This is a genomic window from Chryseobacterium indoltheticum (genome assembly GCF_003815915.1).
Taxonomy (GTDB): Bacteria; Bacteroidota; Bacteroidia; order Flavobacteriales; family Weeksellaceae; genus Chryseobacterium; species Chryseobacterium indoltheticum.
Map to the genome: position 1 here is coordinate 2,868,963 of NZ_CP033929.1, position 16,952 is coordinate 2,885,914.

The window sequence follows — 16,952 nt, forward strand, 5'->3', positions numbered from 1 at the left end:
AATCGAAGATTTAGATCAATTATCATCTATCAATAATCAACTATCCTTTTTATGAAAATCATTATCCACGGAGGTTTTTTCTCTGAAAGTGACCAAAGCAATGAAGTGAAAATTGCCAAACAAGATTCTTTAAAAAGCATTGCTGAAAAAGCATATCAATATCTAGAAACCCATTCTGCGATCGATACTGTGGCTTACGCTGTTTCTCTTTTGGAAAATGATGAATTGTATAATGCTGGAATCGGTTCGCAAATTCAAAGTGACGGCGTTATCAGAATGAGTGCAGCATTGATGGATGGTGAAACTCAGAAAATGAGCGGTGTTATCAATATTCAGGATGTGAAAAATCCGATTTTTGTAGCAAAGGAACTGATGAAAGAAGATGACAGAGTTTTAGGCGGAAACGGAGCTAAAATTTATGCTAACAATAACGGTTTTGAAAACTTCTCGACAGAGATTCCTCAAAGAAGAAAAGAATACGAAGCCAAACTAAATAATGGCGGAAAAGGAACTGTTGGTTGTGTTGCCATCGATAAGAACGGAAAATTAGCCGTTGCCACTTCTACAGGAGGTAAAGGTTTTGAGATTCCGGGAAGAATTTCGGATTCTGCAACGGTAGCCGGAAATTACGCCAATGAATTTTGTGCCGTAAGCTGCACCGGAGTTGGTGAAGATATTGTAAGCAATGCTACATCAGCGAAAATTGTAACCAGAGTGACAGACGGAATGAGCTTACAAGAAGCTTTTGACAAAACTTTTGCAGAGTTAAAAACCATCGATGGTTTTGCCGGAGCTATCGCCATTGATAAAAACGGAAATATTTATCATCAGGATTCTTATCCTACCATGGTTTTTGCAAGTTTTGATGGAAATCAATTTGATATTTTCAAATAATTTTAACATATTTTTATTAGTCCCGAAAAATTTTTGGCACACATTTTACATAGTTATTAATAACAAATTTAATATTATAACTTTTAAAATCAGAAATCATGGGAAATAAGACAAACGGTTTATTAGCTTTATTAGGAATAGGTGCATTAGCATATTGGAAATACAAAAAATCTACTCCGGAGCAGCAGCAAGCTGTAAAAGACAAAATCAACTCTGCGAAGGATAATTTGAACAAATGGGGAAATGATTTGAAAGATAAGGCAAATGAAGTGGCTTCCCAGGCGCAAAGTAAATTTGACGAAGCGAAAACAAAAGTAGAAGATTCTGCATCTAATATATAAGATCTGAATTTATAAACTTAAAAATTTAACATTCATATACAAAAAAGTCATCATTACGATGACTTTTTTTGTGCAGAAAGGGCATAAACCATAGGAATTTTATTTCCAAATTTTTCTGCTCGCCATTTTCCTCTTTCGAACTCTTCAATGTGTTTAAAACAAGGGTACGGAGACCAGTCAAACTCCTGAAACTTTTCTATAACCATATTTTTATCCACTAAATTTTGCATTACTTCAGATAAGGCGTGGTTCCACATCACATAATCCTGAACTATTTCGGCAGAAAAATCTGCATACGTTCCTGCGTACGTTTCAGCAATGGGTTTTTCATTAAAATAATTATATGCAATATCTTTAAAATCATCATCAAACATCCAAACAACAGGATGAAATTCTGCCATGATAAACTGCCCGCCAGGCTTTAAAAAATGATCAATTACACCCGCCCACTTTTCAAGATCGGGAAGCCAGCCAATTGTGCCGTAACTCGTGAAAACTATATCAAATTTTTCGTCTAAAATAGTAGGCAAATCGTATACATCAGAGCAAATAAATTCTGTATCTGTATTACATTGCTTCGCCAAATCTCTTCCCGCTTCAATTGCTTTATCTGAAAGATCAATTCCGGTAACCTGTGCTCCCATTCTCGACAGGGAAATAGAATCCTGCCCAAAATGACACTGCAAATGAAGGATTGTTTTACCTTTTACATCTCCTAAAAGTCCTAATTCTATTGAATTTAATGAAGTTCTTCCTTTCAAAAATTCATCAACAAAATAGAAATCAGATTTCAAATGCGGCTCCACTTTAGCGTTCCAGGATTTCCTGTTAATTTCTAAATAATTTTCCATCGTTTTTTTTCTGTAAATATAATTTTTTTCCGAAAACCTATATGCTTTATGGTTTCCCGTAAAAAAAAACAAGAATGCAAATGTAGTTTTGGAGAAAATTAGAATACTGATTCTTGTTTTACAAAAAAGAAAAAAACAATATTATAAATATCTATCAACCATGAGTAAAAATTCTTTAGGAGCATCAGATCTATTTTTAGGCGTGCTCGCAATATTATTAATCAGCGTGAGCTTTTATCAAACCTGGGTCGGGCTTGAGCAAATTTTTGGCAATGCATCATTTGTGATCGCACTCGTGCTTTCTTTGCTTTTATTATTTCTCTGCTGGATGCTTCGTGCGGCAAAACTTGAGGGTAAATCTACCGGAAGCTTGGTCGGAATTTACATATTCATTGCATCATTTTGTTTTATTGCCAATTTCAACGCTTTGTACACAAGATTTATGCGTACCGACATCTATACCAATGAATTAAAAACAATTAATGAAGATTTTAATACGCTGGAAAACAATATTGAAGCAAAATTAAATTATAAATACCCGAAAGAAACCACACGAAATATTGAGATTAAGAAAAAACAATTAATGGCTCAAATTGTTGATCCCGCAAACCAGGGAATCGGGACAAGAGCGCAATCATTGATTAGAGACATTGAAAAAATGACGGGTCAGAAGGTAGATCTTTTAACGCCAATAGGAAATGATTATGAAGATTTAGCACAAAGAATGGGAAGTCAAATCGATAATATGGTGATGGATTTGTCACCGGATGAAAAAAATCTAAAATCAGACGTCAATAATTCTGTTCTGAAATGGAACAAAAGAGTACAGGAGTTTTTACTGTTACCTAAAAAAGAGAAGGATGATTTGGCGCAATCGCTTATAGACAATGCCTTGACAGATTATAATAAACTTGGAAACCGAGGCAGTAATGTTTTAGGAGAAGATAAATTTAAATTCGAACCTTTACTTTCTCAGACACAAAACGTTGGAAAAATCGGTTATGCTTTTGAGCACGCAATTAAAAACTTCGGAATGTATCAGTTTGTTGTTTTGGCGGGATGTATTTTATTAGACTTCGTGATTGTGATTATCATTTTACTGGTGACAAGTCCCGATAACAGAACCAATAACAGCGTTTTAGGAAACAGAAAAAAAGGCAGAACGTTAATCCCTAATAAATAAATTACCATGATGAATAATGACAAACCTTTTTCTTTCGATAACTATGATTATGACAACGATTTTAAAAAATTCGATGACTTTACAGAGCATCAAAACGAGATTGTAACGAATGAAAATATTTACACGCTTCCTGAAATAGAAGATGACGGTTTTGTTCCCACCTCAAACGGCAGTACAACCACCGTGAAAAATAAAGACAGTAATTTCGTCTTCTTTTACGGAACCTCTGCTTCGGGAAAATCAGTTATTCTATCAGCGATTTTGTATTATCTGAATTCTTATGCCGGAGTTTTGCGACCGAAATTAGGAAGCCCAAATTCCAGAGAAGCCCAAATTTTATTGGCTGATTTTTTTGAAAATATAAAAAAAGGTATCCTTCCCAACCGAAGTACGAGAGATCAGGTCACAAGATTAGATTTTGTGTTTGACCCGAATAATCAATCGAAAAAAGTTCCTTCCATTAATATTTCATTTTTAGAAACTGCTGGAGAAAATCATAACGAAATATCAAGAGGCGGAAGATATCACGCAGATATTGAAGCCTACTTAAACTCAGATATTCCGCTGAACTTTTTGATTGTAACAAGCTATGACAAAGCGCATCATGAAGATTCTAAAATCGTGGAGTTTTTAGATTATCTGGAAAAAAAAGGAAAGAATCTGAAAAATGTAAATGTACTTCTTGTGATTTCCAAATGGGATAAATCCGGAAACACAGGCGTAGATAATGAGCAACATCTTGAAAACTTCATCAGCGAAAGATTGAGCATGACCAATAACAGAATTGATACGTACAACCTCAGCAAAACCTTTTTTACCATAGGAAATGTGCAGAATCAGGCTGGAATTGAAAAAATAACACTCCTGAATCTGGAATCGGCAGAAGTCATTGCAAAGTGGCTGTATAATAATATCGTTGGCTACGATTTGGATTATGAAGGTACTTTCTGGGAAAAAATAAAATTTAGCTTTTCAAAATAGATGAAAAAAATAAATGTCTTCGGCTTTGCAACATTTGGAACTCCAAACGGTTTTACACAATCCTGTATTTATGGAAATAAAAATTTAGAGAAAGCTCTAAAAACCTTCGACCTAAAAACAGATGCCATACAATTATTATCTCCCAATGACCGTATTTACTCGATTAGAAAAGAAGGTATTGCGGATAATTTTTTGATCTCTTATTCTGTTTATACGTACGCAAAGGAAAAAAATTCTAACAGAACAGGCACTTTTATCGGTACAAGTTTGATTTTTTCTGATGAAGTAGCTGATGAAAATTTAATCTTAAACTCGTTGCATCAGATTCACCAGAACTTAAAAAATAATAATGTAAGCAATAATGTTTTAAATATCAATCATTCAAAAGAGTTTAATCTCACGAATGTTTTTGATCAGGATTTCGAAAAAATTGAATACAACAGTAGAAAAGTAAGCTTTTTAGACTGGGAAAGTTCAGATAAAAATCTGGTTATTTTCACCAATAAATTAGACAGTAATTCCATTCAGAATCTGTTTAAAAAAGCTTTGGAGATTTTACCAAAATATGATACGCTGTTTTTTATCGACAGTAAAGAAATTGCTGAATTTGTTTCTCAAAAAAGACTTTTCAGATTAATTGATGTCAATATTTTAGAAGAAGAAATACAAAATTTTCAAACTGAAATTAAACAACAGGTTCTCAATACGATTTCAAAATTCAAAAAACAAAGTAAAAAAATTGAAGACGATGGAAGAAACGAATATGAAAATTTAAAGAAGCAAATAGAGCAAGACAAGAAAATACATGTTGAGAATGGTAATAAAATAGAGAAAGCAGATAAAAATCTGACAGCTTTAAATAGCTTACACTCGAATTTTTTAAGAAAATTCAATGAGTTTATTTCTGCTTTGGAATCCGGAAAAAAACTGGAAGAAGTCAATAATTCTATCAAACAAATTGAGAAAGAATTTTATGCTGAAAAAAGAAAATTAGATCATCCGGCTCAAATTTCTTCTTTCAGTAATCATCGAAATCAGAGTTCTTTTCCTTTACAAAGGCCGTCTTTATCAGAATTTCCCCATCATACAGAAGAAAAGCAAAGCAAAAATACAGTCTTTCTGATTATTTCTTTTGTGTTGAATATTTTATTGATCGGTGCATTGGTATTTCTCACAATGTTTTACGAAAAGGAAAAGAAACAGCAAGTAATTCCGGACGTTTCTCCCGTATCCCAAGAAACAGTTAAAAATGAAACTTCAGAAAATGACAGCTTATGGAAAAGCAAAATTAATCCTGTGCCAAATGAAATTGCTTTAAATGCAAATAACAAAAACTTAGAATTGAGTAAGCTTACGGAAGGCAAAACACATGTCGATGAGATCGTACAATTTATTTTTGAAAAAAATAAGATCATCAAAGATGTATATCAATTTCAAAAGAGCGATTATGCAGATGATTTAATTAAAGAAAATCCTGATGCGTTCGATTCAAAAAGAGTTTTAATAAGAAAAGATTCAATACTAAAAATACCATTCTACTCGGAATCTTCTCACAAAAGTGTAGCTGAAACAGACATTTATCAAAGTGCAGATCATTGAAAGAAAATTTATTAGCTAATCTTTAAGTTTGCAAAAATCCTGAGTATTTAATCATTTCTTTTGATATTTTTGTCGTAAAATCTTATCTGTAAATTTTGATATTACTGAAGATGGATAACAATGACAATGTAATTATATTAAAATGATTTATAAAACTTTTCTCATCTTTCTCTTCCCAATTATTATCTTTTCGCAGAGTAAATCTTATAAAGTAATCGGGGTAAAAGACGGTGATACTGTAGAAATATTAATGGACGGGAAACCACAGGTCGTAAGGCTTTCACACATTGATTGTCCGGAAAAAAAACAGCCGTTTGGAAACAATGCAAAACAGTTTGTATCAGATGTGTGTTTTGGAAGAAAAGTTAAACTTTCTACAGGCTGGAAAAAAGATCGCAATAAAAGATTGCTGGCCGAGATTATATTATCAAACGGCAAAAATCTTAATAAAGAGCTTGTAAAAAATGGTTTGGCCTGGCATTTCAAAAGATACTCGAAAGACAACAGTTATGATGATTTGGAAAAACAGGCAAAAAAATTAGAATTAGGATTATGGAAGGACAAAAATCCGGTGGCGCCTTGGGAATGGAGGAAATCACGAAAAAAAACCTCACACCGCTCAGTGTCTACTTCCAATAAATAACAGAAAAAATTCCGGCTGTCTTACAGCCGGAATTTTTAATTTATCTGTAAAAATTATCTAATTAATACTCTAATATTTTCTGAAAATCATTCAGAAAACTGATCAATAAATCTCTTTAATTGCAGATCTCCAAAACCATAAACCGTATATTTTTGATTAAAAATTCTGAAAACTTCACCAAAATCCTCTGTGTTCTTTTGAATATCTTTTATCTGATTTTCCAAGATTCCGTTAAACCTATTTTCGTTTGCAACGACCAGTTCTTTAAGGTTTCTCACAATTCCTGACAAAACAAGTCGTCTTCAAACCAGAAAAACACAGAAGAATCCTCTGGAATATTTTGTATCCTTTGAAATTCTTTTACAACCAATTCTTCATAATCGCTTTCTGAATCGTGATTTTCTGTGATAAATTTCTTACGATTTTCAAAGAAATTATTGTCTGAAACAGGTCCATCAATTAATGCTTCACGCCAGATAATGATTTCACCTTCCATATTTTTCGGAAATTTTTCGGCCAAGCAATCGCCATTCAGAATGTGAAAAGTACTCATTAGCAAATGAAACTATAAATTAAGAAATTCTTCCAAAGAAACTGTTTTCTGTTCACCAGCTTCCAAGTTTTTAAAAGTAACCGTATTATTTTTCACCTCTTCTTCACCTAAGAAAACAAGGTTTTTAATACCTTTCTTTTCAGCGTAAGTAAACTGCTTATTGATTTTTGCACTTTCAGGATACAGCTCTGCAGAAATTCCTTTTTCTCTTAATTGGATAATTAGTTTTAAAGCTTCTGAGGTTTCTTCTCCGCCAAAGTTGGCAAATAGATATTCTACATTCGAAGTAGCTTCTTCAGGAAAAAGATTCAATTCTTCCATCACCAGATAAATTCGGTCTAGACCAAAAGAAATTCCTATTCCGGGAATATTTTTCACGCCAAAAACTTCAGTAAGATTGTCATACCTTCCGCCACCGCCGATAGAACCCATTTGCGCTTCATCTGCTTTCACTTCAAAAATTGCTCCGGTGTAGTAATCTAAACCACGCGCCAAAGTAATATCAAAAACAAGATTCTGAATATTAACTCCCAAATTCAGAGATTGTGTAATCACAAATTCAAGTTCTTCAACACCTTTCAAACCAATTTCATTTCCGGCAAACTTTTCTTTCAGCTGAAGAAGATTTTCTAAAGCATCATTAGACTGATTGAAAAGGAAATCTAATTTATCAATCGATTCCTGAGAAATATTTCTTTCTAAAAGTTCTTTCACTACTCCATCCTTCCCTATTTTGTCTAATTTATCAAGAGCAACGGTGAAATCGATCAGCTTATCTGTAATTCCGGCATATTCTGCTAAACCTGAAAGAATTTTTCTGTTGTTGATATGAATCGTTACCGAAACTTTCAACTCAGCAAATGATTTTAAATATAATTGAACCAAATCAACTTCCTGCCACAAACTTTCGCTTCCCACAACATCGGCATCACACTGATAAAACTCTCTGAATCTTCCTTTCTGTGGACGATCTGCTCTCCAAACCGGTTGAATTTGGTAACGTTTGTATGGAAACGTTAGTTTCCCGTGATTCATCGCAACAAATCTTGCGAAAGGAACCGTTAAGTCATAACGAAGTGCTTTATCCGTAAGACTTTCGGCACTAAACGGTTTATCTAAAGCTTTCTGAAAATCGTTCAACATTTGAGTTTTCTTATCTTCTTTAGCTTCGTTGATGCTTGAATTTAAAATTTTAAAAATCAAACGATCTCCTTCTTCACCATATTTTCCGGTCAAAGTAGAAAGGTTTTCAAAACTTGGTGTTTCTAAAGGCTGAAACCCAAATAATTCGAAATTCTTCTGTAATATATTGATGATGTATTTTCTTCTCGAAACTTCCAGTGAGGTAAAATCTCTCGTTCCTTTTGCTAAGCTTGGCTTCATTTTTATAAATGATAATTGATGGTTGATAAATTATATTCACTGCAAAAATAAGGAATTGAAAGGACTTTTAAATCAATAAAAAAGCCGTAGAATTTATTTCTCCGGCCTTTCATTTCATCATTTGTGTTTTTAGTCGTTTTTATCTTACACGCTTTCCAGGATTTCTAAAATCTCTTCGCCGTAGTTTTCAATCTTATGTTTTCCGAAACCTTTGATGTCGAGCAACTCTTCTTTTTTAGCAGGCTTATATTTCGCAACAGACACGAGCTCTTTATTGGTTGCTATAAAATACGTCGGAAGATTTTGTTCTCTTGCTTTTTCGGAGCGCCAAAGCTTCAGAGCATCCAGAATTTTACCTTCGTCTTCGTTTAACATTTCATCATCCGCAGAATATTTAACTGCTTTAGAATCTTTCACGATTGTTTTATTAACGGCAGATTCTATGTCATTAAAATACAATACCACCGACCAAAACTGTTCGTCGTGAACAAATGCAGTTTCAGTTTTAATAATTTCATGATGTTCAAGAAAATGATCGATTTCTCTTTGGTCTTCACGCAGAAATTCATCTGCAATTCTGATTTTTAAAACTTTTATTTTCATCATTTGTGCTTTTAAAGTTTATCAATTATTTGATTATCCGTTTTAATCCTACAATTATTTTAATGCGAAGTGCGCAAAGCTTTTCTTGACAACTCGCCGTATTAAGTTCGCAAAGGCGTAAACTTAGCAAAGAACTGAAAGTTTATCATAAAAAAAGTGTAGGTTGATAAACGGATATTATTTACCACCCAAAAGCAGAAGTTCATCTACTCTGATTTCGGTAATATATTTTTTCACCCCATCTTTATCGTCGTACGATCTGTACGTTAATTTCCCTTCAATGGCAATCTCTTTTCCTTTTGGAACATATTTCTGAAAAATCTCAGCCGTTTTCCCAAAAGCTACCAAACTGTGCCATTGTGTTTCTTCTACTTTCTCACCTTTTGCGTTGGTGTAATGATCGTTTGTAGCGAGTGATACCGAAGCTTTCATTCCGCCGTTTTCGAAGTTTACTGTTTCAACTTCTTTACCTGTAAAACCGATTAAGGTTACTTTGTTTCTTAGTGACATAACTTTATATTTTTTAGATTAGCGATTTAGATAAGAGACGTTCACTTGTTTCTCAAATCTCTGTTGCAAAGATTCATCAGATTGAAAAAATTAGTCGGTGATAAACTATTTAAATTCGTTTGTAGTCGTTTGAAAATGGATATATAAAGAAAATCAATATTTATTTTATAAAGATTTGATTAGCTCATCTTCGTATATTTGGAAATTTGCGAAAATAAAACCCACTTGTAATGAAAAGTAAAATATTATTTCCCTTGCTGCTATTTTCTATATTTATAAATGCACAAAATGAATTAGACAAGACTGATAAAATAATTGATGAAATGTGCTTAAACTTTAAAAGTACTGAAAACTTAAATGATTCTATAGGGCATAAAACAAAAGGTCAAATAAAGTGGCTAAATACCTGATAGTAAAAGGAAAAACACAAAATACAGGGTTGGTGAAAATATAAACAGACCGTCAAAAATATACTTTTTACTACCGTTTAAACATTTATTAAATACAATATAAACACTCTTAATGGAGTGTTTTGTTGTTTTATGGCTAATAATGGCTTTAAAGTAGCTGGAATATGATTTTTAGAAAGATGATGTCATTTGGCACAGGAGAAAGCAGGCCTCAATATGTGGTTTTTCTCTTCGCTTTTACATCGTATCGTCAACAATTGTACTTCTTACTTTCATTTTAAATGCTGTTTAAATAGTATTTAAAAATAAATAAAAAAGCACTCATAGAGTGCTTTAAATTGTGTTTAAAAAATACTTATCGTGCTACGACTGTACCGTTAAATGGAATATTTGTCTCAATAACGATTTCATTAGGTAGATCACGTGTTGGTACTAATACTACATTCTTTTCCCCATTCTCTTCGATCTCATAAACTTGCGTGATTAAGTGTCCCTGTTCTTCCTTTTGAAACCTAATTTCAAAACCTCCTTCAATTGCGACCCAATCATCCTTTTTAAATTCAAAATTCATACAATATTATTTTTTGCTAATATAAATTATTTTTGACATTTTGTTTTAAATTTATGGACATTTTGTTTTGGCGATTATAATTCTTTAAGAATAGAATCTTTAACCCAAAAATTCATTCCTCCTTATTTAAGTCAATTTTCTGATTCAGAATATGAAAATAAAATGGAAAATCTCTACTTCAGATTTCAGAAACGTTGTGAATATTTCAGAGATTATTTGCAAATAATAAGTCCTCCACAAGGTGAAAAATTGGATGAAGCTAAATGCAAGACCTGAAATTAAAGTATCTGATAAAGAAATTAATCAATTTAAAAACAATTCAAATTTTTACTATTTTGAATATTCTGGAGAAAAAACGTTGGTAAATACAGACAAAAAATATTGGACAGAAATTTTTGAAGATGGAACGAGCTCAAAATTACTTTATACATGGCTAGGTAAAAACAAATTCGAATTAGAATTTATTGAAAGTAATAACAACACAAGAAAGAACTTTAGTAAAAAAGGAGATAAATATTTTTATGAAATAATAAATAAAGAAAGCAATTATTATTGGGTTATTGTAGAAATTCCTGGGCAATCTGAAATTTTAAAATTTAAGTTATTTAACGAAAAATTAAACTTTCTTCATTAATTAAAATCTTGGTAAAGATAAACTTTGTCGCAATAAAAGCTGATACTTAAAAGAATCTGAAGATTGTTCTGATATAGCAAAATTAAAAAGAGTTTTTACACAACTTTAAACAGGCTTTTAAAATAACACAATCCTTATTTAACCTGACTTCGGGTTAAGCAACAATAGTAAATTATTAACTTTGAGTCCATTATATATTTAATTCAAAAGGTGAATTTTATCCATTTATAAAGTAAGCAAAGAAGAATTAACAAGTTGATTTTTAATACATTTGCTCAAGCTTTGCGAAGCAAATTTATTTGCCTTTGCTTTCTAAAATAGAAAGTTTAATTATAAAATCTTTGCGTTTAATAATTTAAAAAATATTATCAAAATCTCTTATCCCGAACTGAGGTTATTCAATATTCTCAGATAGTAATTGAATATTCAAGTTAAATGTTTTTACATTCTTCCATTCTGAAACAATATTGCCACGATGTAAAATTATATTCTTGTAATGTTAAACAATATTGGCACGATGTAAAGTTATATTCTTGTATTGCTAAACTACATTCTCGCCTTGTAAAGTTATATTTTTGAAATGCAAATGAATATGGGAGCATTGTGAACTAATATTCTTCCATTGTAATCATTAAAACTCCCTCCTAAAATTAGAATGCTGCGTTGCCGTAAAATAATCACAGAAAACCTGATAAACCGCAGAATCAATATGACTTGCTTTAATTCCTAACTGAATATAAATCTGCAAAATCTGATGCGATAAATTGTCTACCAAATCTGAAGAATAATCATGAATTTCTGATTGTTTTTCCGGAGTTATTGCTTTAGACTCATTCAGTAAACCTTCAACTTCGTCAGCAAACTCAATCACTTTTACCATCGCTTTGTTTATTTTTTCATTGAAAAATTTTAAGTCTAAATATGGTCGTATTTTAATTGCTTCTTCAGAAAAATGAGAAGCCATCCCAAGATAATTGACCAATAAAGTTAAATCTGCAAAAATTCTGAATGGGATTTTATCAATCGCATCACCAGTAAAAAATTCATCGTAAATAAAACTGTAATCTTCCGTGACTTTTATATTTTCAACTTTAAAAGAATACGTTCCGGTTGCTTTCATTCCCATCGATTTCCAGTTTGGAATTATCTCAGCCTGATTTTTAGAAATAACAAAAGATCTGATCAATTCATTTCCTGATTCATCAAGCAAAGGATTTCCATTTTCCGTCAATCTCGCATTTAAAGTAAAATGACTTAAATGTGGCGCTCCAGTTGCAAAATGCCAAAGTCCGTTAATCAGAAAAGTTCCATCAGTTTGCTTTTCTGCAGTTCCACCAATCATTCCACTTCCTCCAAAACAGGTTTTGGGATTAGAAAAAAGTTCTTTCGCAATATTGGGTTTTAAATTTCTTGAGAAAAAGTTGGCGCCCGAACATAATGTCAACATCCAGCCTAAACTTCCATCTATTTTTGACCAATCAAAAAGGAGTTTCAAACCTTGATTTAAGCGTAATCCCAATCCGCCATACACTTTCGGAACCCAGATCTGAAGCAATCTTTCCTCATGAATCTGATCAATAATTAATTGCGGAACTTCAAAAGCTCCATGCATTTTCATTCTTATTTCTTTAGGTGTAAACATACCTTTTATCTATTTCTGAATAATTAAAAAGATTATTTTTAAATCAAAATGGCACTTTATAATCCTTATTATTTCAACGCAAAGTTTTATTTCTGTTGTTATAATTTAAGGGACAAAGAATAATCAATAAAATTGATTCAAAGCATATGTTTTCAAGCTTCATCAGCGACTTGTCGCCATCTTTGCTCCTTAAAATATTAATCTCAAAAATTAAAATCTTTGCGTTTTAATCCACAACATCAGATTAAGTCGCTGCAACCGATTTACTGTAACATACCTTTTAGCTACAATTAACTTCATTAAAGTGGAATCTTATAATTCTTACTTTTTCAACGCAAAGCTTTACTTCTGTCCGTTTATTATTTAAGAGGCAAAGAATAATCAATAAAATTGATTCAAAGCATATGTTTTCAAGCTTCATCAGCGACTTGTCGCCATCTTTGCTCCTTAAAATATTAATCTCAAAAATTAAAATCTTTGCGTTTTAATCCACAACATCAGATTAAGTCGCTGCAACCGATTTAGTTTTAATGATTTTTCGCCATTCCAAATAACCGGAAATTGCAACAATAAACAAGAAAGCCGTCAAAACTGCATACAAATAAAGACCTTTATGAATCAACAACGGAATTGCAATGATGTTACTGATATTAAGTAAAACCCAGTTTTCAATTTTTCTCCGAGCCATCAACCACATTCCTGCCCATGCAAAAGCACTGACTAAAGAATCCAAAATTGGAACATCAGAATCTGTAAAATTCGTCAGGAAAAAACAGAAAACAGCAAATGTTCCAAGTACGATTCCTGCAGTAATTAATTTTTCATTTTTGGTGGTTTCGGAAATGGTGGTTTCAGACTTTCGTTTTCCAAACTTCCAGTACAGCCATCCGTAAATACTCATTACCAGATAGTAAAGATTAAGTGTAAACTCGGCGTAGAGTTTAGATTGAATCATCACATAAAGTGTTAATGAAATTCCGGCAATACCAAAAAGATAATTATTCGAATTGTTTTTTCTTGCCAATAAAACCTGAAATACTGAAAAGAAGACACCAAGCCATTCTTGCCATGTTGTCTGTTGTAAAATGTCCTGCATCAAATTAACTTAAATAAAATTAAATGATGAGATGATAAATCAAAATTCCCTACGCTGGAATTACCCAGATCAGGTGTGGAAAATTTTCCCGGGTATCATCTCAGCCGCAATTTGCAGCACCCCATTGATGGCGCAAAATTGATGTTTTAAAATGACATTAAAAAATATTTACTAATTTTTATTACAAAAAATTGAGACCAGAAATCTGTTTTAAAAAAGGTTCTCGCAGATTGAGCTAATTAGGTAGATTAATTTAACCTTTTGCAGAAAGTTTGTCATGCTGAAAGCATCTCAGCATTGATAAAATCATTTCGTACATCAGCAGTCGTTTACAAACGGATATTTCGTACCTTTAAATCTCAAATAAATTTATTGTGAAAAAAACTTTCAAAAGAACACTCAGAGTATCAAAATATGTAATTTATAAAGAAACACTTGTTGATTATAAAGAATTTTTTTGGTCTTTTCTAGGTGCCTTTTTCGGAATCGGACTGATTGCTTTTCTGCAATCTCACTATTTGTTGCAGCAGGAAAATGTATTTTTGATAGGTTCATTTGGCGCCTCAAGTGTTTTAATCTACGGAGCCATTCAAAGTCCGTTGGCTCAACCAAGAAATCTTGTCGGCGGTCATGTCATTTCAGCTATCGTTGGAGTTACCGTTTACCAGATTGTTCCGGATATTTTATGGCTTTCGGCGCCTTTGGCTGTTGCTTTTTCCATCATTTTGATGCAGTACACCAAAACTTTGCATCCGCCGGGTGGCGCAACTGCATTAATTGCCGTAACATCTCCCGGAAAAATTGCTGATCTTGGATATTGGTATGTACTATCTCCTGTTTTGTCGGGCTGTATTATTTTACTTTTAGTAGCTTTATTTTTTAATAATATCACCAAAAACAGAAGTTACCCTACAAGTTCGAGATGGAAGAGACTTTTACATAAAAAACACAAACACAGTTTGAAAAATTAAAGAATATGGAATGTATAGAATGCGGTGAAAAAATCATTGGCAGATCCGATAAAAAATTCTGCAATGATGCCTGTAGAAATGCTTACAACAATAAGCAGAACAAAGATTCGAGCAACCTGATGCGGAATGTTAACAATAAACTCCGTAAAAACTACCGTATTCTGAATGAAATAAATATCGACGGAAAAACTAAAATCCCAAAATCTAAACTCGATGGCTTAGGTTTTGATTTTAATTATTTTACAAATATTAAAGTGTATAAAAACGGCTCAGAATATAAATTTATTTATGATCACGGCTATAAAATTCTTGAAGAAGATTACGTTTTAATTGTAAAAAATCAGTTTTGATACATGATAAAATTCAAATATAATTTTAACCGCAAAAGAATCAAAAGAAATGATTGAAAAAGAGACATTCAGAAGTTTGCAAAATGTAAAATTTTCATTTATTGTTGTTTTGTTAGCTTTTAAATAGCGAATTCCGTCATAAAATTTTTTGTTGCTTTTGCGGTTAAAAAATATCAAGTATTAAAAAAAATAATGTAAAAAAGCATGATGAAAGAAATTGTATTAATCACCGGCGCAAGCGGAGCCATTGCAAAGGTGCTTTCCAAAAAAATCGAAAAAGATTATACGATACGTTTTTTAACCCGCAAAAAGAAAGCCGAAAACGAATTTGAATGGGATCTAAACAATAACACGATAGATGAACAGGCATTCGAAAATGTAAGTCACATTATTCATCTAGCAGGAGCCAATATTTCTGAAAAACGCTGGACAGAAGAGCGAAAAAAAGAACTGATCGACAGCCGGGTAAACTCTGCAAAATTGATTTTAAATACGCTTAAAAACAAAAATATAAAGCTAAAATCTTTCATTTCTGCTTCAGGAATTAATTTTTACGGAATTAAAACAACAGATAAAATATTCGCAGAAAATGATCCTGCAGGAAACGATTTTCTAAGTAAAGTTGTTCAGGTTTGGGAAAAAGCAGCTGATGAATTTACAGAACAAAATGTAGCGGAAAGAGTGGTGAAAGTAAGAACTGCCGTTGTTCTATCTAAAAATGACGGTGCTTTAGCGAAAATGATAACACCTATCAAATTTGGAATTGGTTCACCCATCGGAAGCGGAAAACAATATATGCCCTGGATTCATGTTGATGACATTTGTGCGATTTATGAATTTGCCTTAAAAAATCCTGAAATTCGGGGTTCTTATAATGCTTCGGCACCGCAGCATACGACTAACGAAAATTTAACACGGATAGCTGCAAAGATTTTAAAAAAACCTTTATTCATGCCTAACGTACCGGCGTTTGTTTTAAAACTTATGTTTGGTGAGCTTGCCGATATTTTGCTTCAAGGCTCGAGAGCTTCTTCAGAAAAAATAATAAAAGCTGGTTTTGACTTTAAGTTTCCGGTTTTAGAAGGAGCTTTGGAAGATTTACTAAAAAAAATAATTATTAAAAGATTGAAATATAATGCAAAAGCCTCATGTAAGTATTGAAAAGACAGAGATTTTATCTGATAACTGGTACACTTTAAAAAAAGTTACTTTTACTATTAAAAAAGAAAACGGAGACACCGAAACCCAAAGCCGGGAAGCCTATGACAGGGGAAACGGAGCCGTTGTTTTATTGTATAACACTCATTCTAAAAATGTAATTATAACGAAGCAATTCCGTCTTCCTACATACATCAACGGAAATCCTACGGGAATGCTGATTGAAGCTTGTGCCGGACTTTTAGACAACGATAATCCTGAAGATTGCGTTAAAAGGGAAGCTGAAGAAGAAACGGGTTACAAGATTTCGAAAGTAGAAAAAATATTTGAAGCTTATATGTCTCCCGGATCTGTTACAGAGATTCTGCATTTTTTTATCGCAGAATATTCTGATGATATGAAAATAAACGATGGCGGCGGACTGGAAGATGAAGGCGAGAACATCGAAGTACTGCAGCTTCCGTTTGACGAAACACTTTCTATGATTGACAATGGCGAAATAAAAGATGCCAAGACTATCATGCTTTTACAGCATCTTCGCCTGAAAAATATTCTGTAATATTTAAACCAAAAATCTAA

The 16,952-nt window shown here is 32.5% G+C and carries 20 protein-coding genes; 11 read left to right on the plus strand and 9 right to left on the minus strand.

All coding sequences use genetic code 11. From position 1 onward, the window contains the following. Positions 1 to 51: 51 nt before the first annotated feature. Complete coding sequence (locus EG358_RS13310) at positions 52 to 894, plus strand: isoaspartyl peptidase/L-asparaginase (protein WP_076559937.1); 843 nt, start codon at positions 52 to 54, stop codon at positions 892 to 894. Positions 895 to 992: 98 nt separating this feature from the next. Further along, entirely contained in the window at positions 993 to 1,235 is a 243-nt protein-coding gene (locus EG358_RS13315; RefSeq protein WP_076559936.1) for a YtxH domain-containing protein, read from the plus strand. A 53-nt stretch (positions 1,236 to 1,288) separates the two neighbouring features. Here the strand turns inward: EG358_RS13315 and EG358_RS13320 are convergent, their stop codons facing one another. Then, positions 1,289 to 2,086 carry a class I SAM-dependent methyltransferase gene (locus tag EG358_RS13320; protein ID WP_076560012.1) on the minus strand — a complete coding sequence of 266 codons (798 nt, stop codon included), beginning with the start codon at positions 2,084 to 2,086 and terminating at the stop codon, positions 1,289 to 1,291. Positions 2,087 to 2,246: 160 nt separating this feature from the next. On the opposite strand from EG358_RS13320, the gene EG358_RS13325 reads away from it, so the two are divergent. The 4 genes from EG358_RS13325 (at position 2,247) to EG358_RS13340 (ending at position 6,492) form a co-directional block, all read left to right on the plus strand. Next, complete coding sequence (locus EG358_RS13325; RefSeq protein WP_076559934.1) at positions 2,247 to 3,269, plus strand: hypothetical protein; 1,023 nt, start codon at positions 2,247 to 2,249, stop codon at positions 3,267 to 3,269. Positions 3,270 to 3,275: 6 nt separating this feature from the next. Continuing rightward, on the plus strand, positions 3,276 to 4,250 hold the full coding sequence (locus EG358_RS13330) for a hypothetical protein (protein ID WP_123890111.1): 975 nt from the start codon (positions 3,276 to 3,278) through the stop codon (positions 4,248 to 4,250). Beyond that, on the plus strand, positions 4,251 to 5,849 hold the full coding sequence (locus tag EG358_RS13335) for a hypothetical protein (RefSeq protein WP_076559930.1): 1,599 nt from the start codon (positions 4,251 to 4,253) through the stop codon (positions 5,847 to 5,849). Between the two features lie 142 nt (positions 5,850 to 5,991). Beyond that, on the plus strand, positions 5,992 to 6,492 hold the full coding sequence (locus tag EG358_RS13340; RefSeq protein WP_076559928.1) for a thermonuclease family protein: 501 nt from the start codon (positions 5,992 to 5,994) through the stop codon (positions 6,490 to 6,492). Between the two features lie 86 nt (positions 6,493 to 6,578). On the opposite strand, the gene EG358_RS13345 is transcribed toward EG358_RS13340, so the two are convergent. The 6 genes from EG358_RS13345 to EG358_RS13375 form a co-directional block, all read right to left on the minus strand. Then, the gene (locus tag EG358_RS13345) at positions 6,579 to 6,770 is read right to left on the minus strand and encodes a hypothetical protein (protein WP_164462482.1); all 192 of its coding nucleotides are present in this window, start codon (positions 6,768 to 6,770) and stop codon (positions 6,579 to 6,581) included. Further along, a complete protein-coding gene (locus tag EG358_RS13350) occupies positions 6,767 to 7,045 on the minus strand; it encodes a DUF1835 domain-containing protein (RefSeq protein WP_076559925.1) in 279 nt (92 codons plus the stop codon). Before EG358_RS13350 ends, EG358_RS13345 begins: the two co-directional genes overlap by 4 nt. 12 nt (positions 7,046 to 7,057) lie before the next feature. Then, positions 7,058 to 8,428 (minus strand): histidine--tRNA ligase, encoded by a 1,371-nt coding sequence (gene hisS / locus EG358_RS13355; RefSeq protein ID WP_076559923.1) that lies wholly within the window; start codon positions 8,426 to 8,428, stop codon positions 7,058 to 7,060. A gap of 144 nt (positions 8,429 to 8,572) precedes the next feature. Next, on the minus strand, positions 8,573 to 9,034 hold the full coding sequence (locus EG358_RS13360) for an HRDC domain-containing protein (RefSeq protein WP_228421325.1): 462 nt from the start codon (positions 9,032 to 9,034) through the stop codon (positions 8,573 to 8,575). Positions 9,035 to 9,208: 174 nt separating this feature from the next. After that, positions 9,209 to 9,541 (minus strand): single-stranded DNA-binding protein, encoded by a 333-nt coding sequence (locus tag EG358_RS13365; RefSeq protein ID WP_076559919.1) that lies wholly within the window; start codon positions 9,539 to 9,541, stop codon positions 9,209 to 9,211. A gap of 765 nt (positions 9,542 to 10,306) precedes the next feature. Then, positions 10,307 to 10,522, minus strand: coding sequence for a hypothetical protein (locus EG358_RS13375; RefSeq protein ID WP_076559915.1), 216 nt, complete (start codon positions 10,520 to 10,522; stop codon positions 10,307 to 10,309). A gap of 253 nt (positions 10,523 to 10,775) precedes the next feature. Between EG358_RS13375 and EG358_RS13380 the strand changes: the two genes are divergently transcribed. Continuing rightward, positions 10,776 to 11,156 (plus strand): hypothetical protein, encoded by a 381-nt coding sequence (locus EG358_RS13380; RefSeq protein ID WP_076559913.1) that lies wholly within the window; start codon positions 10,776 to 10,778, stop codon positions 11,154 to 11,156. A 631-nt stretch (positions 11,157 to 11,787) separates the two neighbouring features. Here EG358_RS13380 and EG358_RS13385 read toward each other — a convergent pair. Together EG358_RS13385 and pnuC are read right to left on the minus strand one after the other, a co-directional pair. Continuing rightward, the gene (locus EG358_RS13385) at positions 11,788 to 12,798 is read right to left on the minus strand and encodes an acyl-CoA dehydrogenase family protein (protein ID WP_076559911.1); all 1,011 of its coding nucleotides are present in this window, start codon (positions 12,796 to 12,798) and stop codon (positions 11,788 to 11,790) included. Between the two features lie 502 nt (positions 12,799 to 13,300). Beyond that, a complete protein-coding gene (gene pnuC / locus EG358_RS13390; RefSeq protein ID WP_076559909.1) occupies positions 13,301 to 13,897 on the minus strand; it encodes a nicotinamide riboside transporter PnuC in 597 nt (198 codons plus the stop codon). A 371-nt stretch (positions 13,898 to 14,268) separates the two neighbouring features. On the opposite strand from pnuC, the gene EG358_RS13395 reads away from it, so the two are divergent. The 4 genes from EG358_RS13395 (at position 14,269) to nudK (ending at position 16,932) form a co-directional block, all read left to right on the plus strand. Then, positions 14,269 to 14,865 (plus strand): HPP family protein, encoded by a 597-nt coding sequence (locus EG358_RS13395; RefSeq protein WP_076559907.1) that lies wholly within the window; start codon positions 14,269 to 14,271, stop codon positions 14,863 to 14,865. Positions 14,866 to 14,870: 5 nt separating this feature from the next. Continuing rightward, on the plus strand, positions 14,871 to 15,215 hold the full coding sequence (locus EG358_RS13400) for a DUF2116 family Zn-ribbon domain-containing protein (protein WP_076559905.1): 345 nt from the start codon (positions 14,871 to 14,873) through the stop codon (positions 15,213 to 15,215). A gap of 204 nt (positions 15,216 to 15,419) precedes the next feature. Further along, on the plus strand, positions 15,420 to 16,376 hold the full coding sequence (locus EG358_RS13405) for a TIGR01777 family oxidoreductase (protein ID WP_228421323.1): 957 nt from the start codon (positions 15,420 to 15,422) through the stop codon (positions 16,374 to 16,376). Continuing rightward, a complete protein-coding gene (gene nudK / locus EG358_RS13410) occupies positions 16,351 to 16,932 on the plus strand; it encodes a GDP-mannose pyrophosphatase NudK (protein WP_076559901.1) in 582 nt (193 codons plus the stop codon). The genes EG358_RS13405 and nudK overlap by 26 nt, the downstream gene beginning before the upstream one ends. Positions 16,933 to 16,952 lie beyond the last annotated feature (20 nt).

What these genes read in the sequence shown, in the direction of transcription:
- EG358_RS13310 (WP_076559937.1), top strand. Translation starts at nt 52, where the DNA reads ATGAAAATCATTATCCACGGAGGTTTTTTCTCTGAAAGTGACCAAAGC.
- EG358_RS13315 (WP_076559936.1), top strand. Translation starts at nt 993, where the DNA reads ATGGGAAATAAGACAAACGGTTTATTAGCTTTATTAGGAATAGGTGCA.
- EG358_RS13320 (WP_076560012.1), bottom strand. Translation starts at nt 2,086, where the DNA reads ATGGAAAATTATTTAGAAATTAACAGGAAATCCTGGAACGCTAAAGTG.
- EG358_RS13325 (WP_076559934.1), top strand. Translation starts at nt 2,247, where the DNA reads ATGAGTAAAAATTCTTTAGGAGCATCAGATCTATTTTTAGGCGTGCTC.
- EG358_RS13330 (WP_123890111.1), top strand. Translation starts at nt 3,276, where the DNA reads ATGATGAATAATGACAAACCTTTTTCTTTCGATAACTATGATTATGAC.
- EG358_RS13335 (WP_076559930.1), top strand. Translation starts at nt 4,251, where the DNA reads ATGAAAAAAATAAATGTCTTCGGCTTTGCAACATTTGGAACTCCAAAC.
- EG358_RS13340 (WP_076559928.1), top strand. Translation starts at nt 5,992, where the DNA reads ATGATTTATAAAACTTTTCTCATCTTTCTCTTCCCAATTATTATCTTT.
- EG358_RS13350 (WP_076559925.1), bottom strand. Translation starts at nt 7,045, where the DNA reads ATGAGTACTTTTCACATTCTGAATGGCGATTGCTTGGCCGAAAAATTT.
- hisS (WP_076559923.1), bottom strand. Translation starts at nt 8,428, where the DNA reads ATGAAGCCAAGCTTAGCAAAAGGAACGAGAGATTTTACCTCACTGGAA.
- EG358_RS13360 (WP_228421325.1), bottom strand. Translation starts at nt 9,034, where the DNA reads ATGATGAAAATAAAAGTTTTAAAAATCAGAATTGCAGATGAATTTCTG.
- EG358_RS13365 (WP_076559919.1), bottom strand. Translation starts at nt 9,541, where the DNA reads ATGTCACTAAGAAACAAAGTAACCTTAATCGGTTTTACAGGTAAAGAA.
- EG358_RS13375 (WP_076559915.1), bottom strand. Translation starts at nt 10,522, where the DNA reads ATGAATTTTGAATTTAAAAAGGATGATTGGGTCGCAATTGAAGGAGGT.
- EG358_RS13380 (WP_076559913.1), top strand. Translation starts at nt 10,776, where the DNA reads ATGAAGCTAAATGCAAGACCTGAAATTAAAGTATCTGATAAAGAAATT.
- EG358_RS13385 (WP_076559911.1), bottom strand. Translation starts at nt 12,798, where the DNA reads ATGTTTACACCTAAAGAAATAAGAATGAAAATGCATGGAGCTTTTGAA.
- EG358_RS13400 (WP_076559905.1), top strand. Translation starts at nt 14,871, where the DNA reads ATGGAATGTATAGAATGCGGTGAAAAAATCATTGGCAGATCCGATAAA.
- EG358_RS13405 (WP_228421323.1), top strand. Translation starts at nt 15,420, where the DNA reads ATGATGAAAGAAATTGTATTAATCACCGGCGCAAGCGGAGCCATTGCA.
- nudK (WP_076559901.1), top strand. Translation starts at nt 16,351, where the DNA reads ATGCAAAAGCCTCATGTAAGTATTGAAAAGACAGAGATTTTATCTGAT.